Below are 23,291 nucleotides of genomic sequence, written 5' to 3'. Positions count from 1 at the left end.
GCCGGTCACGCGCCGGGGCGCGTACTCCTCCCCCGAGGTGCCCGGGCCGGGCTCCGGTGCGGAGCCCCGACCGGTTCGCGCCGGGCTCAGTCCGTCGCGATCGCGTTCAGCACATTCATCCGACCGGCCCGGAACGCCGGCACCAGCGCGGCAACCAGACCCACCAGCGCGGCCCCCAGGAACACCGTCCCGATCGTCGGCCAGGGCACGTCCAGCACCTGGAGCCCCTCCAGCACCAGCAGCTTCTGCGCCGCCACTCCCCACGCCATGCCCAGTCCGATACCCAGCAGCGCACCGAAGAGCGCGATCACCACCGACTCCAGCCGGATCATCCGCCGCAGCTGCCGCCGGGAGAGACCGATCGCCCGCATCAGCCCGATCTCCCGCGTCCGCTCCACCACCGACAGCGCCAGGGTGTTCACCACGCCGAGGATCGCCACGATGATCGCCAGCGCCAGCAGCCCGTAGACCATGTTCAGCAGCTGCCCGACCTGGTCCTTGAGCAGCGCCTTGAAGTCGGCCTGGTCACGCACCGTGTACTGCGGGTACTCCTTCATCGCCCCCTTCAGCGCCGCGTACGCCTCGTCGGCCTCGCCGTCCTTCGCCTTCGCCAGCAGCATCATGTTCAGCGGCATCCGGTCCTTCGGCACGAAGCTCTCCGCCGTCGAGATGCCCATGAACGCCACCCCGGAGTCGAGATTCGCCTCCTCGGAGGTGATGCCCCGAACCGTCAGCTCCTCGCCGGCCCCCGCATACGTGACGGTGATCCGGTCGCCGACCGAGAGCCCGTGCTTGTCGGCGAACGGCTCGTCCACCGCCACACCGCCCTCGGCGAACGCCTCCGCCATATCGCCGTCGGCCATCTTCGTCCGCACGTCCTCCGCGTAGCTGGGAGAGACCGCAGAGGCGTCGTGGTCGACCTTCCTGCCGTCCGGAAGCGTGATCTCCACCGGATCCAGCGCCCGGTACTCGGTCACGTGCTCCAGGTGCGGGGTGCCCCGCAGCCGCTCGGTCGCCGCCGGAGTGAACGTCGCCCCGCCGAACCCCTGGCCCTCCACGATGAAGTCCGCACCGACCGTGCGGTCCAGCTCGTCGGTGGCCGAGGCCACCAGCGAGGAACCGACCACCGACAGCGCCGCGACCAGCGCCAGGCCGATCATCAGCGCCGCCCCGGTCGCCCCCGTGCGCCGCGGATTGCGCAGCGCGTTCCGCTCCGCGAGACGACCCACCGGCCCCCACACCCGCAGCACCACCACGCTCAGCACCCGCACCACCAGCGAAGCCAGCAGCGGCCCCACCAGCACGAAGCCGACCAGCGAGAAGAAGATGCCGAGCGCCAGATAGAGCGAACCCTCGCCGGCGTCCCCCGAAGCGGCTGCCGCCACGAGGCCCGCCGCACCCGCGGCCGTCAGCAACCCGCCGAATCCCGCCCGCAGCCGGCTGGCCCGGGCCTCCATCGGCATCCCCACGTCCCGCAGCGCCGCCATCGGCGAGATACGGCCCGCGCGCCGTGCCGGCAGATACGCCGACACCAGCGTCACCAACACGCCCAGAGCCACACCGACCACCGGCGTCACCCAGGTGACCGTCAGATCACCGGTGCTGAGATTCATCCCGGCCATGCCCATCAGCTTCATCAGCCCGATCGCAAGCCCCACACCCGCAACCACACCGACCGCCGAACCGAGGACTCCCAGCAACAGCGCCTCGATCAGCACCGAGCGGTTCACCTGCCGACGGCTCGAACCGATCGCCCGCATCAGGCCCAGCTCACGAGTCCGCTGCGCCACCAGCATCGAGAAGGTGTTGACGATCAGGAAGATCCCCACCAGCACCGCGATCCCGGCGAAGCCCAGCAGCGCGTACTTCGTCACGTCCAGAAAGCCCAGGTCGGACTTTTCCGCCTCGGCCGTCTCCGCCTGCGTGCGCACGGTGTAGACCTCGCCGGACGCGAGCGCCTCGGAGACGTTCCTCTTCAGCAGCCCGTCGGTCACCCCGTCCGCCGACAGCACCGCGACACCGGTGAACACCCCCTGACCACCGAGCAGTTGACGCTGCACCGTGGCGGTGTCGTAGAACAGCACCGCCGCACCGGGGTTGGTCGACTCGAACTTCGCGATGCCCACGACCTTCGACCTGAAGTCGCCCGGCGCTGCGATGGTCCGCAGCCGGTCGCCCACGGCGATGCCGTGCTTCTTCGCCGTGTCCGCGTCCACCATCACCTCGGTGGGCCCACGCGGCGGGTGCCCCTCGGTGACGGCCATCGACCGCTTGTCCAGCTCGGTCCAGTTGGAGGCGACCGTCGGGGCGCCGGTGTCCGGACTGATGCTCTCGTTGTCGGCGTCCACCACGGTGACCGCCATGGTCGAGGCGAGGCCGAAGACGCTCTCCGCGCCCTGGACCCCGGACAGGTCCTTCACCAGGGAGGCGGGGACGGTTGCCGGGACCCCCGTACCCGACTGCTCGCCGCCCTCCTCCTGTTCGGGAGTGACCGTGACATTGGCGGCGGTGTCGCCGAGGAGCTTGTCAAAGGTGGTGTTCATCGTGTCGGTGAACACCAGCGTCCCGCAGACGAAGGCCACCGAGAGGACCACCGCGAAGCCGGAGAGGACCATGCGGCCCTTGTGCGCGAAGAAGTTCCGCAGCGAGGTGCGCAGGACGGTCATGACACCCGCCCGAAGGTGTCGAACGCCTTCATGCGGTCCAGCACGGTCTCGGCCGTCGGGCGCCACATCTCGTCCACGATCCGGCCGTCGGCCAGGTACAGCACCCGGTCCGCGTACGAGGCGGCGACCGGGTCGTGCGTCACCATCACGATCGTCTGCGACAGCTCGTCGACCGAACGCCGCAGGAAGCCCAGCACCTCGGCGCCGGCACGCGAGTCCAGATTCCCGGTCGGCTCGTCGCCGAAGATGATGTCCGGCCGGGAGGCCAACGCCCGTGCCACCGCGACACGTTGCTGCTGGCCGCCGGAGAGCTGCGCGGGGCGGTGGCGCAGCCGTCCGCCCAGCCCGACGGTCTGCACCACCTGGTCCAGCCACGCCCGGTCGGGCTTCACGCCGGCGATGTCCATCGGCAGCGTGATGTTCTCCGCCGCGGTGAGAGTGGGAAGCAGGTTGAACGCCTGGAAGATGAAGCCGATGTGGTCGCGCCGAAGACGCGTCAGCTTCTTGTCCTTCAGCGAGGTGATCTCCGTACCGCCGACCCAGATCTGACCGGAGCTCACCGAGTCGAGCCCGGCCAGGCAGTGCATCAGGGTCGACTTGCCCGAGCCGGACGGGCCCATGATGGCGGTGAAGGCGCCGCGGGCGATGTCGACGTCCACCCGGTCGAGCGCCACCACCCCGGTCTCGCCCGAGCCGTACGCCTTCACGAGCTGCCGGGCTCGCGCCGCAACCGCCGTGCTCTCTCCGCCGCCCCCGGTCAGGGGATTCGCTACAGCCGTTGTCACGGTGACTCCTTGGTTGAACGGAAGGTGTGTCGATCGGAAGGTCCGCTCCGGCATCCGGTGGTTCCGGCCTCGGACTTCCGCGGGCACGCCGTGTCGGCGCGGCCCCGGTCGTGGGAAGTCCGGAGGGGAACCGATGCGTCCCCCGGTTCGTTGAACGGACAGCTATGAGACTTCCGCAGTGGCGGTGCCCGGACCATGGGGAGAGACACCGTCTTCGCGGTGGGGCCAGCACCACCTGTGCGGTGGTGGCCGCACCCCGTTGCAGCCATCTCCGACGTTAGGCAGAGCAGGCGCGCGGCTCGTCGTGCACCAGGACGAGAGCGTCCCCACACCTCCCCGGTGGCCTCCCCTAAGGGGGCGGCGCCCGGACACCCTGAGTCAGCCGGTCGCACGCGGCACTCCCACCGCCGAACTGCCGCACAGGAACGGGGAGATGAGACGAGCGGACGTCAGGGGCGGGGGATGGATCGGCAGTTGCCTCGGGCACGGCGGCAGGTCGACGGGCGCACGCCAGAAGGGCCCAACCGCTCGACGGATGGGCCCTTCTCCGGTGCTCCCCTGCCAGGGCTCGAACCTGGAACAACGGATTCAAAGTCCGCGATGTTGCCGATTACACCACAGGGGATAGCAAAGGGCGTCAATCCGGACATTCGGTCAAACTGACAGCTCCCCGACGCCCGATACTACGCCGGACCACCACCCCTCCATGCGGCGGTAAAGGTCGGCACCCTGCCTCACCCCCACCACCAAGCAACCGCGATAACCGTCGCCGCTGTTCTTGCGAACAGTCTTCGGGTTGTGCTTCTTGAGCGTGGTCTTGGAGAAGACTGCCACATCAACCCCCACCACTTCAGCCCAGTACTGCTCCGCTGACGGCACGTCCGCGGTCTCATGGATCATGAGGCGCAGCTGAAGTCGCTCACGCTGCACCCCCAGAAGCTCGAGCCAGGCGAGGAACACTCTGATCATGCCGGGGTCACTGTTGACGAACTGAACCTGCTCCTGAAGTCGGTGCGGTTTGCTCTTCGCGCCTTCCGCCCAGTAGAGGCCGACGCCCACCAGGAACAGCTCGCGGTCGCTCAACACCCCCACTTCGGCGGCCGATTCACCTCTGACCCGCTCGCGCTCCCGCGCCCGCTCGGCGCGATGCGGGCCCCAACGCGCCTCGCTCATCCTCCGCAGCCGTTCCGGCGGCGTCGGCGGTTTGGGAAGATCGCGCACCCACAGCGAGACGGAGCTTTTCAAGACCCCCAGCTCGGCCGTGATCTCGTCGTATGTGCTGCCCTGCGCTCGGAGCTCGCGGGCGCGGGCGCGCAGCTCGTCCTTGGCGTTGGGGCGCCGACTCCTCTCCGGAGGCTGCTCACCGGCGAGCAGCGCGGTGAGGGTCGAGTTGCCGGGGACTCCGAGTCGGGCGCGGATCTCCCGGCGGCTGAACCCGTCGCGGCGCAGAGCGACGGCCCGGGCCCGGAGCTCCCCCTCCGCACTCACGGAACGGTCGGATCCTGTGTCGGTTTCGGGGTGCACACCGGGGGTGCGAGGTGGGGGAATCATGACCCCACAGTGGCGCGGGAGAGCGTTGTCGAGAATCGAATACCCGCTCGCTTCACCGATACGGGCGAGGAATACCGAATTCCACTTCAGGTTGAAGAGTGAACAGATTTTCCCCTCCGCACATCAGTGCGGGCCGCGCGAAATCCGGTTGCCCGCCGCCGTAGGCTGACCCGTATGAGCGAGACGGGGGACGAGGTCCGCACCCGCGCCGCGGGGGGTGCGTCCGGCCTGTTGTGGTGGGCCCGGCGGCGCAGTGCCGCGCTGGATGTCACGCTCGCCCTGCTGTCGATGGTCGAGTGCGCTTTCGAGGGCCGGGCATTCGCGGGCGAGGCCGATATCCCGGTGGCCGCGGGCATCGCGCTCGGCCTGGTGGTCGGAAGCACGCTGGTGCTGCGGCGGCGTTACCCGATCGCCGTGGTGCTGATCACGGTCGCGATCATCCCGGCCCAAATGGGATTTCTGCTCTCGCTGGTGGGCCTCTACACCCTGGCCGCCTCCGATGTGCCGAGGCGGATCATCGCGCTGTTGACGGGGATGCAGCTCGTCGGCGGCCTGATCGTGGTCTACCTCGACCTGCGCAGCGATGTCGGTCCGCAGCTGTCGAGCGACTGGTTCGTCTTCTTCGCGGCGGCCACGCTGACGCTGTCCACCGTGGTGCCGCCGGTCCTGCTCGGGATGTACGTCGGGGCGCGAAGGCGGCTGGTCGAGGCGCTGCGGGAGCGAACCGACGGCCTGGAGCGCGAGTTGCTGCTGCTCGCCGAGCGCGCGGAGGAACGCGCCGAGTGGGCGCGGGGCGAGGAACGGGCGCGCATCGCACGGGAGATGCACGATGTGGTGGCCCACCGGGTGAGTCTGATGGTGGTGCACGCTGCGGCGCTCCAGGCGGTTGCGCTGAAGGACCCCGAGAAGGCGTCGCGGAACGCGGCGCTGGTGGGCGACATGGGCAGGCAGGCGCTGACCGAGCTGCGCACGATGCTCGGGGTGCTGCGTTCGGCGGACGGGCTGCCGGCTGCCGGCGCCACCGCGGCGTCACCGGCCGCGGCGGCGGAGCGGCCGTTGGCGAAGGTGGCGGAGTACGCCGCGGCGGCGGCCCAGCGCGAGGCAGCCGCGGCGGGCCCGAGGCTGGGGGAGTTGGGGCAGTTGGTGGAGCAGTCCCGGGCGGCGGGCATGCGGGTGGAGCTCTCCGTCGAGGGCGAGGTGTGCGGTTTCGCGGCGGTCGTGGAGCAGACCGCGTTCCGGGTGGTGCAGGAGGCGCTGACCAATGTCCACAAGCACGCGGGCGGTGCGCGTACGCGAGTGCGGCTGGCGTACCGCGGGACGGAGGTGGCGGTGCAGGTGGAGAACGAGTCGCCGGTCTCGGGCGCCGACTCGGGGCTTCCGAGCGGCGGCAACGGGCTGTTGGGGATGAAGGAGAGAGTGACGGCGCTGGGCGGTGGTTTTGTCTCGGGGCCGACGGAGAGCGGCGGCTTCCGGGTCTCCGCGGTGATCCCGGACGTGACGCGCGCGGGTACGAGCGCGTAGAGGGCCGGGCGCGCGCGAGTACGGGCCACCGAGCACCGGACCTGGGCGGGCGCCGGACCGGGCGGGGTCTGCATCCCGAGCAGGACCGGCGGCACCACGGTGGACAGCGTCAGCGTGGCCGCCGCGAAACCGCACACCTCGCCCTCGACGGAGAGCGGCGGCTTCCGGGTCTCCGCGGTGATCCCGGACGTGACGCGCGCGGGTACGAGCGCGTAGAGGGCCGGGCATTCGCGGGCGAGGCCGATATCCCGGTGGACGCGGGCATCGCGCTCGGCCTGGTGGTCGGAAGCACGCTGGTGCTGCGGCGGCGTTACCCGATCGCCGTGGTGCTGATCACGGTCGCGATCATCCCGGCCCAAATGGGATTTCTGCTCTCGCTGGTGGGCGACATGGGCAGGCAGGCGCTGACCAATGTCCACAAGCACGCGGGCGGTGCGCGTACGCGCACCGCCCGCGTGCTTGTGGACATTGGTCAGCGCCTGCCTGCCCATGTCGCCCACCAGCGAGAGCAGAAATCCCATTTGGGCCGGGATGATCGCGACCGTGATCAGCACCACGGCGATCGGGTAACGCCGCCGCAGCACCAGCGTGCTTCCGACCACCAGGCCGAGCGCGATGCCCGCGTCCACCGGGATATCGGCCTCGCCCGCGAATGCCCGGCCCTCTACGCGCTCGTACCCGCGCGCGTCACGTCCGGGATCACCGCGGAGACCCGGAAGCCGCCGCTCGGAGCGGAACGCGGCGACCACCCCGCCACCCACAGCACCGCGCTGCTGGCCATGGACGTCGACGGACGCGTCTACAGCCTCGACCACAGCGGCGACTACTACCTCGGCGCGGACATCGAGACCGCGCTCACCACCCTGGTGGACGGCGTACGCCGTCCACCAGGGTGGTGAGCGCGGTCTCGATGTCCGCGCCGAGGTAGTAGTCGCCGCTGTGGTCGAGGCTGTAGACGCGTCCGTCGACGTCCATGGCCAGCAGCGCGGTGCTGTGGGTGGCGGGGTGGTCGCCGCGTTCCGCGACGCCTTCTCGGGGTCCTTCAGCGCAACCGCCGTGCTCTCTCCGCCGCCGCGGCGGGCTTCGGCGAGGGTGAGTCGGGCCGGGCGTACGCCGTCCACCAGGGTGGTGAGCGCGGTCTCGATGTCCGCGCCGAGGTAGTAGTCGCCGCTGTGGTCGAGGCTGTAGACGCGTCCGTCGACGTCCATGGCCAGCAGCGCGGTGCTGTGGGTGGCGGGGTGGTCGCCGCGTTCCGCTCCGAGCGGCGCGATCTCGGTCTCGAGGGCGCGGCCGAGTTCGGTGAGGGTGCGGGCCCAGTAGAGGCCGTGTGCCGGGTCGACGACGAAGGCGGTCGGCGCGATCTGGCGGCCGGGCGCGGTGGGGGCGAGCACGAGCCCGCCGAACTCGGCCCAGGCCTCGACGGCGGCGGGGAAGAGGGCGTGCCGGTGGCCTCCGGGGGAGGTGTGGGCACGCAGGGTGTCGGCCCAGATCTCGGCCTGGCGCATGTCGCGGCGGCCCGGCTGCCAGCCGGCGGCGCGCAGTGCCGCGTCGGCGGCGACGGAGAAACGTGTGGTCATGTCGCGGTGGATGGGTCGACGGCGCGTACGCCGAAGTGGTCGAGGAGCGCGCCGCAGGAGCGGCACGGTGGAGCGTAGCTGCCGTGGAGCGGGTCGCCCTCCTCGCGGAGGTGGCGCGTGGTGAGTTGGGCGCCCTTGAGTGCGCGGCGGGCTTCGGCGAGGGTGAGGGACTTGCGGGCGGCGCGTCCGCTGCGGGCTTCCTCGGCGGTGGTGAGACAGCGGGTGAGCAGCAACGCCTCGGGGCAGCGGCCGGTGTGGCGGGGGCGGGCGGCGGGGTCGAGCCCGTCGAGGAACTCCTGCACCAGGGGGTGGTGTGCGGGCGGGAGTTCGGCCCGGCTCGCGGTGCTGGTGAGGGTCTCGCCGTCGGTGGTGAGTGCGGAGGCGGTGGTGGGCAGGATTCCGTCGCGGCGATGGCGCAGGGTGGGGGCCGGTCTGGTGTCGGTCCTGCCCCAGTTGATGCGGGGGTCCCCGGGGTGCTCGGCGACGTGCATGGAGTGGTGCCTCCTGTGGTGCCCGCGGACAGAGTGGTGTGCGGGCCGTGCTGGTTCTGTCCGGTGCTGCGTGGTGTGTGGCTCTGCGTGTGTGCGGCACTGCGGTGTGTGCGGTGTGGCTGACGGTGGCGCGCGGTGGCGCGGTGTGGTGTTCGCGCGGCACCGGTGGGCGACCCGTGTGAGAGAAGTGGCCCGTGGTGCGGTACAGCCGATCCGACTGTGCCAAAGCTTCGGTCTTTTGCGTAGTCGGGCGCGGTACCGCCCTTGTACCGCTTCGGTGCCAGAGGTGTGCCGCGGAGTGGCAGGGTAGGCGGTGAAGGCCGCGAAGGTGGAGAAGCGGGCCCACGCCTTAGGCTGTTCGGGACAGCTGTGCCCACCTCGGGGCAGCCGTATCCACCAGGGAGTCCGCATGACGACAGGTCGGCTCGGGCAGCATCCTGCCGCGCCGCCGAACGGGACCTACGCCGGCCAGCTCGTGCGGTTTCCCGACCCCGTGAGAGCCGCGCTGTACGGCCGGGGCGTGCGGGTGGACGCGGCCGGGTCCCCGGTGTTCTCCCCGTACGCGCGCGCGGCGGCGGAGGTGGCGGAGCCGCCCGAGGGCTTCGGGGTGGACGAGCTGCGGCTGACGGACTACGTGTCGGCGAACGCCGCGCTGCACGCCTCCGGGCACGAGTTGTGGCGCGGTCTGCCGTCGGTGGCCACTCCGCACGGCTTCTCCTGGCACCACGTGCTGGGCGGCCGTCGGCTGGAGTTGGTGCCGGCCGAGGTGAAGGCGCTGCTTCGGCACCACGCGGGGCTGGCCACCGCGGTGGTGGACCACACCAAGCGGGGCACCCGGCCGCTGGAGGCGACCCGGCCGGTGCGGTTCGAGGTGCCGCGGGAGCCCGCGGTGCCTGAGGAACGCGTCCTGCACGCCGAGGAGTTGCTCGGGTACCGGCTGCCCGGCGCCTACCGGTCCTTCCTCAAGGCTGCCGGCGGGCACGCCCCTGCCGGGGTGGCGCTCGAGCCCGGGCTGGGAGTGCTGCTGGACCAGCCGTTCTTCACGGTTCGCGAGGAGTCGGCGGTGGACGATCTGGTGTACGTCAACAAGTGCCTGCGCGATCACCTGACGAAGGACTATCTCGGAGTGGCCTTCGTGCAGGGCGGCGTACTGGCGGTGAAGGTGCGCGGCGAGGGCGTCGGATCGGTGTGGTTCAGTCCGTACGACGACGCGCGCGACCGGGACGGGGTGCCGATGCCGGAGCGGATGGCGGAGCTGCTGCTGCCGTGCGGCGCGGACTTCGACGCGTTCCTGCTGCGGCTCGCGGGCAATCCGCCGGAGCTGGAGACCGTGGCCAACCTGATGGTGGACGGCGGCTTCGCCCGCGCCGTCCCGGTGGAGGGGTGAGGGCTGATGGTGACACTCGCACAGGCGCGGGAGCGCGCCGAGCACTGGGTCAACGGCGGTGTGCCGGCGTACCAGCACCGTGAGGTGCAGGTGCAGGAGTTCGATCTCGGCTACGTGGTGTGGGCGCAGGACCGCGCGGACGTGCCGACCTCCGACGGCGGTGCGGCACGGCTGGTGATCGCGCGGGACAGCGGCGCGACGACGCTGTGGCCGGCGCTGCCGCCGGAGGAGGTGATGCGGCGGTACGAGGAGTCCTACGGCGCCGGGGCCGCTGCCGCCCCGGCACCCGAGCCGCCGAAGCGGGTGGATCTGGAGTCGACCTCGTTCCTGCTGTCGCCGCCGGACTGGTTGCAGGAGGCCGCGGACCGGATGGGCGTCCCCGACAACCGCTCGGGTTCGCGTACGCCGGCCGGCTCTGCCACGCCTCCGGGCGCCGACTCCGGTACGGGCGCCGACTCCGCTGCGGGCACGGGTGGTTGGGGCAGCGGGCCGGTGCTGTCGACGCCGCCGCCCGCCTCCTGGTCCTCGCCGTCCTCCGGTGCGGTCTCCTGGGCGGACACCTCCGATTCGGGCTCGGGCCCTTCGGTCGCGCCGCCTGCGACGGTCTTCGCTCCTCCGATCAGCGGCAGCGACCAGGACGAGGAGGAGAACGGAGAGACCGGCGACGGCCGGTACAGCACCGAAGCCAGGACCCAACTGCTGCCGGACGGCAGCGGCTTGGCGGCGACCCGGCTGTCGCCGGCGTACACGCGGTCCGACGCGCCGCCCCAGCCGTCGCAGCCCGCTCCTCAGGCGCCGCCGGTCGAGTCCCCGCAGGCTGCCCGGACGCCGGTACCGGCCGATTCCGGCGAGCCCCCGGCCGGTTCGGGTGCCTCCGGCGGCGGCGCGGGCGGGGTGCACCACGCGGCGACGATGCTCGCCGACCCCGGAATGGTGGCCGACGGCACACCCCCGCCCGCCCCTTCCGCGACGAGTGGCGCGGCGGACATGGCAGACATACCGACCAGCGGTGCGCCGCGCCCGGCGCCGCCGGCTCCCGGGCGTACGGCACGGCCGGCGCGCGGAGCGGGCGGACGCTCCGTGCCCCCGCCGCCCGGCGCGCCGGGCACCCCGGGTGCCCGGCCGGGCGGAGGAGGCGCGGGCAGCGCAGCCGGCGGCCCGCCCGGAAAGGCGTACGAGCCCACGCAGTTGGTGTCGGCGGACGAGGTGGCGAGCCAGGGCGGGCAGGACCTCCAGCCCGGCCAGGGCGCCGTTCCCCCACCCGCCGACCCCTCGTCCGGCGGTTCGGGCGGGGTGCACCACGCGGCGACGATGCTCGCCGATCCGGGTACGACCGGCGGCCCGCAGCCCCCGTCGCCACCCAACTCCCCCGGCGCGCCGGGCGGTTCGGGCGGCGTCCACCACGCCGCGACGATGCTCGCCGGTCCCACCGGGCCCACCGGCCCCCCTCAGACGCACGGCCAGCACGTACAGCCCGGCCCGCCCGTACAGCACGTACAGCACGGGCACTCCGGCCACCACCCGCAGGCGCCGCCCCAGGGGGGCTACCAGCCGCAGGCGGGGCAGCCGCTCGTCGGCCCCGGGTACATGGCGGTGCTGACCTACCGTGCCCCGGACGGCAGCGAGCAGAAGCTCATCCGCCGTGCGGCCCCCGGGCTGCCGCACCCCGAGTGGCAGATCATGCAGGAGCTGCGCGGGATGAACATCCCGCCGGAGCAGGTGCTGGAGCTGCACACCGAGCTGGAGTGCTGCGACCTGCCCGGCGGCTACTGCGCGCGCATGGTCAAGGAGGCCTGGCCCCAGGTGCGGATCTCGCACACCGCTCCGTACGGGCGCGACCACGCCTCGCGCCAGCAGGGCATGCGCCATCTGGTCGAGCACCAGGGCGAGTTGCACCAGGTCGCGGACGCGCCCGCGCGGCACGCGCCGGTGCGGGCGGCGCTGATGCCGGTGCAGCAGGCGCCGCCGATCCCGCTGGAGGGCATCGGGCACGAGCTGGGCCAGGCGTTCGGGCAGGGGATGTTCCGCTTCGATCAGATGGCGGTCTCCCGGCAGGGTGTGCCGGATGTGGTGGCGCAGACGCTGATGTGGTCCGGGCTGCCGTTGGAGGTGCCGCCGTTCTTCTGGGCGCAGGCGCAGCCGGGGCGGCCGATACCGACGTTGGCGGAACTGGCGCAGGAGCGCGGCGTGCAGCCGGGCTCGGACGCGGGTTCGTACCTGGTGATGGGCAACGACTACGGGCGCCAGCTCTGTGTGCAGTACGGCACGGCGCACATCGTGGCGGTGCCGCTGGAGGGTGCGCCGGACGGGCAGCCTGCGACGCCGCAGTTCGTCAACACGGGCCTGCCGGAGTTCGCTCGTTCGTTGGCGATGCTGGGCCGGATGTGGCCGCTTCGGTACGGGCTCACACCGGACCAGGCGGGCCGCTGGACGGTGGACTTCCAGCAGCAGTTGGCGGCGCTGGACCCGGCGGCGCTGGGCTCCACCGAGACATGGTGGTCGGTCATCCTCGAACAGTTGTGGGACGGCCTGCTGTAGGGCGCGCACTCCCCGACTCCACCGCTAACTGCACTGCGACGCACCCCGGTTGCCGCCGAGACACACCCCTGGCAACCGGGGTGCCGTACGTGTTCAGGGGCCGCCGATGCCTCATCCTTGGAGACCGGTTAGGCCGTACTGTAACGCTATGGGCGAATCGCACCTCTCTGCGGGTCCTGTCCTGGTGCGGGAGTCGGCGCAGTCGTCCAGGTGAGGGGCTCGCATTGGCTTCGGATCAGTCTCCGCACGGATTCTCGGTGGTACGCGGCCGTGGTTACCGGCCCGCGCAGGTCGACGAGCAGGTGGCGGCGCTGGCGCGGGAGTGCGCGGAGCTGCAGGAGCAGGAGAGCCGACTCGCGGTGCTGGCGCGGGAGTTGACGGAGGAGACCGAACGTCTGCGCGGCGCGGTGGCGACCCTGCCCGAGCCGACCTTCGAGGCGCTCGGCGGGCGCGCTCGGGCAATCCTGCGCGAGGCGGAGGCCGAGGCCGCCGGGATCACACGGGCGGCGGCGGCCGACGCGGCCGACGAGCGCGCGGCGGCGCGCGAGGACGGGCAGTCCCGGTGCACACGGGCGGAAGAGGCCGCCGAGTGCCGGCGGGCGCAGGCCCGGGCGCGGGCGAAGGACACGGTGCGCCAGGCCCGGGCACTGGCCCGGGAGGCACTCGCCGTGACGAGGACGGACGCGGCGGAGACCGAGGAGTCGGGGCGGGCCCGGGTGGCGGAGGTGCGGAGGCGCGGCGCCGCGCTGCTGGCCAACCAGCAGCGCGAGCACCGCGAGCGCTGGGAGGCCCTCGTCCGCGAGCTGGCACGACGGGAGGTGGAGGGGCAGGCGCACGTCTCGGCCCTCACCGAACGCGGCGAACGGGCCTGGGCCGCGGCCGGCGCGCGTACGCGGAGGCCGAGGAGACCGCCCGCCACCAGCGGGAGGACGCCGAGGCGCGGGCCGCCGAGATGCTGACCGAGGCGGCGGCCCGGGCCGAGCTGGTACGGGCCGAGGTGGAGCGTTCGCAGCGCCGCAGCACCGAGCGCCGTGCCGAGCTGCACGGCCATCTGAGGTCCGTGCAGGGGATGTTGGCCGAGCTCTCCGGCCGCCCGGCCCGCCGAACAGTCGGCGCAGACCACCGCTGAGCGCGCTCCCGGCCGGTGCCCCGCCGGCGCTCCCCGGCCGGCCGACACCGACGCGCGCCGCACGCCCGTACTCCCACACGCCCCTCGCACCGCGAACTCGTCGCACCGCACGCACGCCGCACCACACGCACGCCGCACCGCGCACTCGTCGCCGCGTCCTCCTACAAGCACGCCCCCGCGCTCCCGCGCTGCTGTCGGCGCGGACGCCCCCGTCGCCGCATGCACGCCGTGCCGCACCGGCCGTGCGGCGTGCCGCACCGGCGCAGGCCAGCGCCGGACGGGGCGGGTTCGGCCGGTATCCTGCGGGTGACATTCACCCGAAGCCGAAGGGCATCCCTGTGAGCGCCAAACGCCCCGCAGCCGTCGTCGTCCTCGCCGCGGGTGAAGGGACCCGTATGCGGTCGAAGAAGCCGAAGGTCCTGCACGAGATCTGCGGCCTCTCGCTGGTCGGCCATGTGGTCTCCGCCTCCCGCGAACTGGACCCCGAGCACCTGGTGGTGGTCGTCGGCCACGCCAGGGAGGAGGTCGCCGCACACCTGGGCGCCCTGGACGGCGAGGTGCGGACGGCCGTTCAGGATCAGCAGAAGGGCACGGGGCACGCGGTCCGGACGGGGCTGGAGGCGCTGGCCGCCGAGGGGGTGCGCCCGCGCGGAACGCTCGTCGTCGTCTGCGGTGACACCCCGCTGCTCACCGGCACCACCCTGCGCTCGCTGGCCGAGACGCACGAGAGCGAGGGCAACGCGGTGACGGTGCTCTCCGCCGAGGTGCCGGACGCCACCGGATACGGCCGCATCGTGCGCGCGGAGGACGGCAGCGTCACGGCGATCGTGGAGCACAAGGACGCCGACCGGGCGCAGTTGGCGATCCGTGAGATCAACTCAGGGGTGTTCGCCTTCGACGCGGAACTGCTCGGCGACGCCCTGGGCAGCGTGAGCACGGACAACAGCCAGGGCGAGGAGTACCTCACCGACGTTCTCGGCATCCTGCGCGAGGCCGGTCACCGGGTGGGGGCCTCGACGGCCGGCGACCACCGTGAGGTCGCCGGCATCAACAACCGGGTTCAGCTGGCGCAGGCACGGCGGCTGCTCAACGACCGTCTGCTGGAGGCGGCGATGCTCGCCGGTGCGACAGTGGTCGACCCCGCGAGCACCTGGATCGACGTGCAGGTCACCGTCGAACCGGACGCTGTGGTCCACCCGGGCACCCAACTCCTGGGCCGCACCCACCTGTCGGCCGGCTGCGAGGTCGGGCCGAACACGCGACTGACGGACACCGAGGTCGGCGAGGACGCGACGGTGATCAACACCGTCGCGGTGCAGAGCCGGGTCGGCGCGGGAGCGGGCGCGGGCCCGTACGCCTATCTGCGCCCGGGCACGTCGCTGGGGCCGGGGGCGAAGGCCGGGACGTACGTGGAGATGAAGAACGCCACGATCGGCGAGGGCACCAAGGTGCCGCATCTGAGCTACGTGGGCGACGCGACGATCGGCGACCACACCAACATCGGTGCGGCGAGCGTCTTCGTGAACTACGACGGCGAGGCAAAGCACCACACCACGATCGGGTCGCACTGCAAGACCGGCTCGGACAACATGTTCGTGGCTCCCGTCTCGGTGGGCGACGGCGCGTACACCGCGGCGGGTTCGGTCATCACCCGGGACGTGCCGCCCGGTTCGCTGGCGGTGGCGCGCGGGCAGCAGCGGAACATCGAGGGCTGGGTCGCGCGCAAGCGTCCCGGCAGCGCGGCGGCGCAGGCGGCCGAATCGGCGCAGGAGCAGGGCGATTCGGACGGCGTCCGGCACTCCTGACCCTCCGGCGCGGGCCGGGTCGCACGCCGGGCGGGAGCCCCTGTGCGGTCCGGCCCGCGTGCGGGAGGAGGCGCGCACGCGACCTCTGCGCGCCGCCGCCGTTCGCGCAAGTGCCCTGATCACGCGGCCCGTCAACCGGATCGGACAGTTGCGAGCATCACTGTCCCGAGCAGCCATTGCGCCCCCTGGCTCGGCGGCCGAGGGCGTACGGTGAGAAGCGCACACTCAGCAGAACTCAAGGAGACGGTGCAGTGACCGGGATCAAGACGACCAGCGAGAAGAAGCTGATGCTCTTCTCCGGCCGCGCCCACCCGAAGCTCGCGGAGGAGGTCGCCCAGGAGCTCGGGGTGGACCTGGTCCCCACGAAGGCGATCGACTTCGCCAACGGCGAGATCTACGTGCGTTTCAAGGAGTCGGTGCGCGGCGCCGACTGCTTTCTGATCCAGAGCCACACCGCTCCGATCAACAAGTGGATCATGGAGCAGCTCATCATGATCGACGCCCTCAAGCGGGCGTCGGCGCGCAGCATCTCCGTCGTCATCCCCTTCTACGGCTATGCCCGCCAGGACAAGAAGCACCGCGGACGCGAGCCCATCTCCGCCCGGTTGATGGCCGATCTGCTGAAGGCGGCCGGCGCCGACCGCGTGGTGAGCGTCGACCTCCACGCGGACCAGGTCCAGGGCTACTTCGACGGGCCCGTCGACCACCTCTTCGCGCTGCCGGTGCTGACCCAGTACATCGGTGAGCGCGTGGACCGCGAGAAGCTGACCATCGTCTCCCCGGACGCCGGTCGTGTGCGTGTCGCCGACCGTTGGGCCGACAAGCTCGGCGCCCCGCTGGCGATCGTGCACAAGCGCCGCGACCCGGACGTGGCGAACCGGGTGACCGTCCACGAGGTCGTGGGCAACGTCAAGGACCGGGTGTGCGTGCTCGTCGACGACATGGTGGACACCGGTGGCACGATCTGCGCCGCGGCCGACGCACTGTACGCCAACGGCGCCGAGGAGGTCGTGGTCACCGCGACGCACGGCATCCTCTCCCACCCCGCGCCCGACCGGCTGAAGAACTCCAGGGTCAGCGAGTTCGTCTTCACCAACACCCTGCCCACTCCCGAGGAGTTGGACATCGACAAGATCACCGTGCTGTCGATGGCGCCGACCATCGCCCGCGCGGTGCGCGAGGTGTTCGAGGACGGGTCGGTCACCAGCCTCTTCGAGGAGGAGGAGGAGGAGGAGCGCTGAGCGCCCCTCCCACCGAGCAGTACCGGCAGTGCCGCCATCGCGCGGGAGCCGCGCACAGGCACCACCGACCGGGGTCGGGACGTTCGAGCGATCGAGCGGACCGGCCCCGTTCGCTTGCCCCGGGGCCGGATTGGGTGTACGGCGCGGCGGCGGGTACGATGCGAGGCGTTGCTCGGCGAGGGATGCCGGTCCCGCGGCCACCGCGGACGGCGATCCGTTATCGACGCGCTCTTCGTAGCAAGGTCTGTCGTGGGCCGGGTGACGCCGCAGGTCCTTCGACGAGATACGAGGAGCGTTCCCATGGCTGAAACGAAGATCAAGGCCACCGTCCGCAGCGAGTTCGGCAAGGGCTCCGCCCGCCGTCTGCGCCGTGCCGAGCTGGTTCCCGGCGTGATCTACGGCCACGGCGCCGACCCGGTGCACGTCGCCATCCCGAGCTACGACCTGATGATGGCCCTCAAGACCTCCAACGCCCTGATCTCCCTGGACATCGAGGGCAAGCAGGAGCTGGTCATCCCCAAGGCGATCCAGCGCGAGGCCATCCGCGGCTTCCTGGTCCACGTCGACCTCCTCCTGGTGAAGAAGGGCGAGAAGGTCAACGTCGAGGTCCCGGTCCACGCCGAGGGCGACCTGGGCCCCGGCCAGCACCTGCTGGAGCACGTGCTCAGCGCGCTGCCGGTGATCGCCGAGGCGACCCACATCCCCGACAGCATCACCGTCTCCGTCGAGGGCCTGGTCGCCGGCGACAGCATCCAGGCGAAGGACATCAAGCTGCCCAAGGGCACCGAGCTGGACGTCGAGGACGAGACGATCGTCCTCCAGGTCCTGGCCGCACAGGCCGAGGAGCCGGCTGCCGAAGGCGACGCGGCCGAGGCTGCCGCGGAGTAGTTCCGCGTTCCGGGCCCCGCGTGACCGCAGACCGGTCGCGCGGGGCTCTTCGTCCGCGGTGGTGCTGTGAGACGGCGCCGCGGAGCAGCCGTCGCAGTACGGCCGCGTACACCCTTCACTTCCGCAACCCCATCGGGAGCACACGCGATGAGCGAGACGTCCACCGGTCCCTGGCTCGTCGCGGGACTCGGCAACCCCGGCCCGCAGTACGCGGGCAACCGGCACAACGTCGGATTCATGGTCGCCGATCTGCTCGCCGCGCGGATGGGCGGTGCCTTCAAGTCCCACAAGGCCTCCCGCGCACAGGTGTTGGAGGGCCGCATCGGCACGCCGGGCGTGGACAGTACGAGGGTGGTGCTCGCCAAGCCGATGTCGTTCATGAACGTCTCCGGCGGCCCGGTCGCCTCGCTGCTGGACTTCTACAAGGCGGACCTGTCCCGACTGGTCGTGGTGCACGACGAGTTGGACATCCCCTACGGCACGCTGCGGCTGAAGAAGAGCGGCGGCGACAACGGGCACAACGGTTTGCGTTCGCTCACCAAGACCCTCGGCCCCGACTACCACCGCGTCCGGTTCGGCGTCGGCCGCCCGCCCGGCCGGATGGCGGTCGCCGACTACGTCCTCAAGGACTTCTCCGGCGCCGAGCGCAAGGAGCTGGAGTACCTGGTCGACCGTACGGCGGACGCGGTGGAGACGCTGCTCACCGCCGGTCTCGAACGGGCCCAGAGCGCCTACAACTCCTGAGCCGGCGGGTGGCTGTCCCGCACGCGCCGCAACGCACGCTCGTACGCCCCGCGGGCGTCCGCGCCGCGCGCCCGCGCACCTGCCCCGCAGCGCCCGTACGCCTGCGCCCGCACACCGCGCGCCGCACTCCCGCACAGTCCGCGCCGCACGCCCGGAGATCACGCCCGGGATCACGCTCGGAGATCACGCCCCGGAGATCACGCCTTGCGGTGGCCGATGAGCCGTGGTCTGGGCTCCAGCCCGTCCAGCCCGTGCCAGGCGAGGTTCACCAGATGTGCGGCGACCTCGGCCTTCTTCGGCTTGCGCACGTTGAGCCACCACTGGCCGGTCAGCGCCACCATGCCCACCAGCGCTTGCGCGTACAGCGGCGCGAGCTTCGCGTCGAAGCCGCGCGCCTTGAACTCCAGCCCGAGGATGTCCTCGACCTGGGTGGCGATATCGCTGATCAGTGAGGCGAAGTTGCCGGTGGTCTGGGTCACGGGCGAGTCCCGCACCAGGATCCGGAAACCGTCCGTGTGCTGCTCGATGTAGTCCAGCAGCGCGAACGCCGCCTGCTCCAGCAGCTCCCGCGGATGGCCGGCCGTCAGGCCCTCGGTCACCATGTCCAGGAGCTGCCGCATCTCGCGGTCGACCACGACCGCGTAGAGGCCCTCCTTGCCGCCGAAGTGCTCGTACACCACCGGCTTGGAGACCCCGGCCTTCGCCGCGATCTCCTCGACCGAGGTGCCCTCGAAGCCGCGTTCGGAGAAGAGGACCCGGCCGATGTCCAGCAGTTGCTCTCGTCGCTCCTTGCCGGTCATGCGCCGTCTGGCGCGCCGCGAGGAGGTCTTGGTCATATCGGTACTGCCGCTTCCTCTGTCGTCACTCGCCACAGGGCTCATCATGCCGTCTGCGGGTACGTGGTCCCAGCCGGTTTCCCCTGTCGCCCGGGCGCCGTGCCCCCGCGCCGCCGCAGGGGCGACCCGCAGGCACGGCCACGGGCACCTTGCCCGGCAGGTCAGAGGGGACGGGGACGTGTCGTCGGGGCACGGGAGGGTACCGCCTGATGGACTGCCGGGGTGTCCGCGGGACGCGCCGCCTATCCTTGGGCCCTTGGGGCGTCGGACAGCGCGGTCCGCGACCTGCCACAAGCGAACGAAGCGACCCGTGGCGCCCGGTGGAGGTACCGGGAGGCGCGTTCCGGGGTACGCCGGGCGGCACTTTCCGGTGTACGGCCCGCAGCGCACCTCCGACGGCCGGCCGCGCGGGTGCCGTTGAGCCGTCGATATGCGCAAGGAGCCGCACCCCATGAGCAGTGCCGACCGCACGCAGAGCTTCCCCGACCCGCGCGATCGAGAGCACACAGACCCGGCGGAAGGTCCGGAGACCCCGGAGACCGTCGAGGACACCACCGCGCTGCGCGCGGACATCCGCAGGCTCGGCGATCTTCTCGGCGAGACACTCGTACGGCAGGAAGGACCCGAGCTGCTGGAGCTCGTCGAGCGCGTACGGGCGTTGACGCGCAGCGACGGCGAGGCGGCGGCGACCCTGCTGGGCGAGACCGACCTGGAGACGGCGGCCAAGCTGGTCCGCGCGTTCTCCGTCTACTTCCATCTGGCGAACGTCACCGAGCAGGTGCACCGCGGACGCGAGCTGCGGGAGCGCCGGGCAACCGAGGGCGGCCAGTTGGCCCGTACCGCCGACATGCTCAAGGACGCCGACCCCGCGCATCTGCGGCAGACGGCGAACAATCTGGGCGTACGGCCGGTGTTCACCGCGCACCCGACCGAGGCGGCCCGCCGCTCGGTGCTGACCAAGCTGCGCAAGGTCGCCGAGCTGCTGGAGGGCGCGGGGGCTCCGGGCGCGGCCGACAGCCGCCGCACCGATCTGCGCCTCGCCGAGAACATCGACCTGATCTGGCAGACCGACGAGCTGCGGGTGGCCCGCCCGGAGCCTGCCGACGAGGCGCGCAACGCGGTGTACTACCTCAGCGAGCTGCACCGCGGCGCTGTCGGCGACCTGCTGGAGGACCTGGCCGACGAACTGGAGCGCGCCGGGGCGCCGTTGCCGCCCGACGCCCGGCCGCTGACCTTCGGCACCTGGATCGGCGGCGACCGCGACGGCAACCCGAACGTCACCCCGCAGGTCACCTGGGACGTGCTGATCCTCCAGCACGAGCACGGCATCACCCAGGCGCTGGCCCACATCGACCAGCTGCGCGGAGCGCTGTCCAACTCCATCCGCAACTGCGGCGCCACCCAGGAGTTGCTGGACTCCCTCCAGACCGACCTCGACCGGCTTCCGGAGATCACCCCGCGCTACAAGCGACTCAACGCCGAGGAGCCCTATCGGCTGAAGGTCACCTGCATCCGGCAGAAGCTCCTCAACACCCGTACCCGCCTTGCCAAGGACAGTCCGCACGTGCCGGGACGCGACTATCTGGGCACCGGCCAGCTGCTCGCCGACCTCACCCTCGTCCAGGAGTCCCTGCGCGCGCACCGGGGCGCTCTGGTCGCCGACGGACGGCTGGCGCGGGTGCTGCGCACCATCGCCGCCTTCGGCATCCAGCTGGCCACCATGGACGTGCGGGAGCACGCCGACGCCCACCACCACGCGCTCGGCCAGCTCTTCGACCGGCTGGGCGAGGAGTCCTGGCGCTACGAGGACATGCCGCGGGACTACCGACACCGGCTGCTGGCCAAGGAGTTGCGCTCGCGCCGCCCGCTGGCGCCCACCCCGGCGCCGCTGGACGAGGCGGGGGCCAAGACACTCGGTGTCTTCGGCACCGTCCGCAGGGCGCTGGACACCTTCGGGCCCGAGGTCATCGAGTCGTACATCATCTCGATGTGCCAGGGCGCGGACGATGTGCTGGCCGCGCTGGTACTGGCGCGCGAGGCCGGCCTGGTCGATCTGCACGCCGGCTGGGCGCGCATCGGCATCGTGCCGCTGCTGGAGACGACCGACGAGCTGAAGATCGCGGACGAGCTGCTGGACGCGATGCTCTCCGACCCCTCCTACCGCAAGCTGGTCTCGCTGCGCGGCGATCTCCAGGAGGTCATGCTCGGCTACTCCGACTCCTCCAAGTTCGGCGGCATCACCACCTCGCAGTGGGAGATCCACCGCGCCCAGCGCAGGCTGCGCGACGTGGCGCACCGGCACGGCGTACGGCTGCGGCTCTTCCACGGCCGCGGCGGCACCGTCGGCCGCGGCGGCGGCCCGACGCACGACGCGATCCTGGCGCAGCCGTACGGCACGCTGGACGGCGAGATCAAGGTGACCGAGCAGGGCGAGGTCATCTCGGACAAGTACCTGGTGCCCTCGCTGGCCCGGGAGAACCTGGAGCTGACGGTCTCGGCGACGCTGCGCGCCTCCGCGCTGCACACCGAGCCGCGCCAGTCCGACGAGGCGCTCGCCCGCTGGGACGCGGCGATGGACACCGTCTCCGACGCGGCACACGCGGCGTACCGCAGGCTGGTGGAGGACCCGGACCTGCCGGCGTACTTCTTCGCCTCCACCCCGGTCGGCCAGCTCGCCGAACTGCACCTGGGTTCGCGGCCGTCCAGGCGTCCGGACAGCGGCGCCGGACTCGACGGGCTGCGGGCGATCCCCTGGGTGTTCGGCTGGACCCAGTCGCGCCAGATCGTGCCGGGCTGGTTCGGCGTCGGCAGCGGACTGAAGGCGGCCCGGGAGGCCGGGCTGGACACTGTGCTCGGCGAGGCGCAGGAGCACTGGCACTTCTTCCGCAACTTCCTGTCCAACGTGGAGATGACGCTCGCCAAGACCGATCTGCGCATCGCGCGTCACTACGTCGACACTCTCGTGCCGGGCGAGCTGCGGCACATCTTCGAAGCCATCGAGGCCGAGCACGAGTTGACCGTGCGCGAGGTGCTGCGGATCACCGGCGAGGGCGAACTCCTGGAGTCCAACCCGGTGTTGCGGCAGACGCTGCGGATCAGGGACGCCTATCTGGACCCGATCTCCTACCTCCAGGTCGCGCTGCTGCACCGTCAGCGGCTGGAGGAGGACCGCGGCGACGAGCCGGACCCGCTGCTCGCACGGGCGCTCCTGCTGACGGTCAACGGCGTCGCGGCGGGGCTTCGCAACACCGGCTGACCGACGGGCAGTTCGCGACGTGCGGGCCGTTCGCGGCCGTCCTCCGGGGCGGCGCGGACGGCCCGCACGTCGCGCTGGGGGCGTACGCGGGAGCGTGGGGGCGGGCGACGCCGGCGGCCGCGGTACGCCGGCGCGGGCGGCTTGGGCGGGCGCGGGGACGTGCAGGGACGTACGCCGGCGCGGGCACGTACGCCGGCGCGGGGACGTGCGGGTACGCGGGCGCCCCGGCCTACAGCGCGACGAACGCGCCGACCATCACCGCGATCCCCGAGATGCCGAGCGTCCACCCCGTGCGCTTCATCCGCAGTCCGCCGCCGACGACCACCGCCGCCAGCGCCAGCGCGCCGCCGAACGGGATCCAGGAGTGCAGGATGCCGCCCGCGCCGGTGCGCACGACCTCGTCCGTGCCGGGCTTGATACTGACGGCGAGCGTGTCGCCGAGGTCGCGGGTGGCCGACTCGTTGATCCGTACGTCGGAGGGCGCGGAGCCGCCGGACTCGGAGACGAAGGGGCCGCTGCACCTGCTGTCCGAGCAGGCTTCGACGGTCATGGTCCCGGTGTTGCCGTCCTTGGGAAACATCGCGTGCTGCGCGTTGTCCCAGGAGGTCCACACACCCGCGACCAGCAGGACGACCGCGACGAGTCCGATCAGGATGTTGCGGCCGAGCAGCAGGGCACCGTACGCGCTCTCCCCTGCGCGTCGGGACCGGCTGCGCTTTTTGGTGGGCATGGCGGCGATCCTTGGCCATGCCCGGGACGCTGGTCAACCTGTGTTTGACCGATGACCCGCCTTGCCCTTCTTTGTCTTCATTGCCACCGATACACCCGTTTCTGCAGTGGGTTCGCGGTGCGTCCACCGCCTCTGCCCACCGCTCC

General features: G+C 71.9%; 18 protein-coding genes, 1 tRNA gene and 1 pseudogene. 11 read left to right on the top strand and 9 right to left on the bottom strand.

From position 1 onward, the window contains the following. Positions 1-86 precede the first annotated feature (86 nt). From JGS22_RS13065 to JGS22_RS13050, 4 genes are all read right to left on the bottom strand, one after another. Positions 87-2,666: an ABC transporter permease gene (locus JGS22_RS13065; RefSeq protein WP_211040692.1), complete on the bottom strand. Its 2,580-nt coding sequence runs from the start codon at positions 2,664-2,666 to the stop codon at positions 87-89. Then, the gene (locus JGS22_RS13060) at positions 2,663-3,451 is read right to left on the bottom strand and encodes an ABC transporter ATP-binding protein (protein WP_308405646.1); all 789 of its coding nucleotides are present in this window, start codon (positions 3,449-3,451) and stop codon (positions 2,663-2,665) included. Before JGS22_RS13060 ends, JGS22_RS13065 begins: the two co-directional genes overlap by 4 nt. Positions 3,452-4,004: 553 nt before the next feature. Then, positions 4,005-4,076 (bottom strand) — tRNA-Gln (locus JGS22_RS13055). A gap of 29 nt (positions 4,077-4,105) precedes the next feature. Continuing rightward, positions 4,106-4,999 (bottom strand): hypothetical protein, encoded by an 894-nt coding sequence (locus JGS22_RS13050; protein WP_372454307.1) that lies wholly within the window; start codon positions 4,997-4,999, stop codon positions 4,106-4,108. Between the two features lie 177 nt (positions 5,000-5,176). Here JGS22_RS13050 and JGS22_RS13045 point away from each other — a divergent pair, with 177 nt between their 5' ends. After that, on the top strand, positions 5,177-6,523 hold the full coding sequence (locus tag JGS22_RS13045) for a histidine kinase (RefSeq protein WP_211040689.1): 1,347 nt from the start codon (positions 5,177-5,179) through the stop codon (positions 6,521-6,523). Positions 6,524-6,774: 251 nt separating this feature from the next. Then, positions 6,775-7,422: an SUKH-3 domain-containing protein gene (locus JGS22_RS27110; RefSeq protein WP_216814974.1), complete on the top strand. Its 648-nt coding sequence runs from the start codon at positions 6,775-6,777 to the stop codon at positions 7,420-7,422. On the opposite strand, the gene JGS22_RS13035 is transcribed toward JGS22_RS27110, so the two are convergent. The 3 genes and pseudogenes from JGS22_RS13035 to JGS22_RS13025 form a co-directional block, all read right to left on the bottom strand. Continuing rightward, positions 7,379-7,498, bottom strand: a complete 120-nt coding sequence (locus tag JGS22_RS13035; protein ID WP_216814973.1) for an SUKH-3 domain-containing protein — start codon at positions 7,496-7,498, stop codon at positions 7,379-7,381. The two genes, JGS22_RS27110 and JGS22_RS13035, sit on opposite strands and share 44 nt — an antisense overlap. 116 nt (positions 7,499-7,614) lie before the next feature. Continuing rightward, positions 7,615-8,100: pseudogene (locus JGS22_RS13030) on the bottom strand (SUKH-3 domain-containing protein); the annotation flags it as partial. After that, positions 8,097-8,591 (bottom strand): YwqJ-related putative deaminase, encoded by a 495-nt coding sequence (locus JGS22_RS13025; protein WP_216814972.1) that lies wholly within the window; start codon positions 8,589-8,591, stop codon positions 8,097-8,099. The pseudogene JGS22_RS13030 and the gene JGS22_RS13025, both read right to left, overlap by 4 nt. Before the next feature lie 409 nt (positions 8,592-9,000). On the opposite strand from JGS22_RS13025, the gene JGS22_RS13020 reads away from it, so the two are divergent. The 8 genes from JGS22_RS13020 to pth all read left to right on the top strand — a co-directional run bounded on the left by JGS22_RS13020 (position 9,001) and on the right by pth (position 18,323). After that, the gene (locus JGS22_RS13020) at positions 9,001-9,978 is read left to right on the top strand and encodes an SMI1/KNR4 family protein (protein WP_211041382.1); all 978 of its coding nucleotides are present in this window, start codon (positions 9,001-9,003) and stop codon (positions 9,976-9,978) included. A 6-nt stretch (positions 9,979-9,984) separates the two neighbouring features. Next, positions 9,985-12,516 carry an SUKH-4 family immunity protein gene (locus JGS22_RS13015; RefSeq protein WP_211041381.1) on the top strand — a complete coding sequence of 844 codons (2,532 nt, stop codon included), beginning with the start codon at positions 9,985-9,987 and terminating at the stop codon, positions 12,514-12,516. A 224-nt stretch (positions 12,517-12,740) separates the two neighbouring features. Next, positions 12,741-13,475 (top strand): cellulose-binding protein, encoded by a 735-nt coding sequence (locus tag JGS22_RS13010; RefSeq protein ID WP_216814971.1) that lies wholly within the window; start codon positions 12,741-12,743, stop codon positions 13,473-13,475. After that, positions 13,469-13,645: a hypothetical protein gene (locus tag JGS22_RS13005; RefSeq protein WP_211041379.1), complete on the top strand. Its 177-nt coding sequence runs from the start codon at positions 13,469-13,471 to the stop codon at positions 13,643-13,645. The genes JGS22_RS13010 and JGS22_RS13005 overlap by 7 nt, the downstream gene beginning before the upstream one ends. A 338-nt stretch (positions 13,646-13,983) precedes the next feature. Further along, on the top strand, positions 13,984-15,450 hold the full coding sequence (gene glmU / locus JGS22_RS13000; protein WP_211041378.1) for a bifunctional UDP-N-acetylglucosamine diphosphorylase/glucosamine-1-phosphate N-acetyltransferase GlmU: 1,467 nt from the start codon (positions 13,984-13,986) through the stop codon (positions 15,448-15,450). 251 nt (positions 15,451-15,701) lie between these two features. Continuing rightward, complete coding sequence (locus JGS22_RS12995) at positions 15,702-16,691, top strand: ribose-phosphate diphosphokinase (protein WP_211041377.1); 990 nt, start codon at positions 15,702-15,704, stop codon at positions 16,689-16,691. Between the two features lie 300 nt (positions 16,692-16,991). Further along, a complete protein-coding gene (locus tag JGS22_RS12990; protein WP_211041376.1) occupies positions 16,992-17,579 on the top strand; it encodes a 50S ribosomal protein L25/general stress protein Ctc in 588 nt (195 codons plus the stop codon). Positions 17,580-17,726: 147 nt separating this feature from the next. After that, positions 17,727-18,323: an aminoacyl-tRNA hydrolase gene (gene pth / locus JGS22_RS12985; protein ID WP_211041375.1), complete on the top strand. Its 597-nt coding sequence runs from the start codon at positions 17,727-17,729 to the stop codon at positions 18,321-18,323. 197 nt (positions 18,324-18,520) lie between these two features. Here the strand turns inward: pth and JGS22_RS12980 are convergent, their stop codons facing one another. Next, positions 18,521-19,204 (bottom strand): TetR/AcrR family transcriptional regulator, encoded by a 684-nt coding sequence (locus JGS22_RS12980; RefSeq protein ID WP_236073883.1) that lies wholly within the window; start codon positions 19,202-19,204, stop codon positions 18,521-18,523. Between the two features lie 406 nt (positions 19,205-19,610). Between JGS22_RS12980 and ppc the strand changes: the two genes are divergently transcribed. Continuing rightward, on the top strand, positions 19,611-22,415 hold the full coding sequence (gene ppc / locus JGS22_RS12975; protein WP_211041373.1) for a phosphoenolpyruvate carboxylase: 2,805 nt from the start codon (positions 19,611-19,613) through the stop codon (positions 22,413-22,415). Positions 22,416-22,644: 229 nt separating this feature from the next. Here the strand turns inward: ppc and JGS22_RS12970 are convergent, their stop codons facing one another. Continuing rightward, positions 22,645-23,145: a hypothetical protein gene (locus JGS22_RS12970; protein WP_211041372.1), complete on the bottom strand. Its 501-nt coding sequence runs from the start codon at positions 23,143-23,145 to the stop codon at positions 22,645-22,647. Between the last annotated feature and the right edge of the window lie 146 nt (positions 23,146-23,291).

It is taken from the genome of Streptomyces tardus (assembly GCF_018101125.2).
Taxonomy (GTDB): Bacteria; Actinomycetota; Actinomycetes; order Streptomycetales; family Streptomycetaceae; genus Streptomyces; species Streptomyces tardus.
This window is presented reverse-complemented; position numbering and strand designations above follow the sequence as displayed.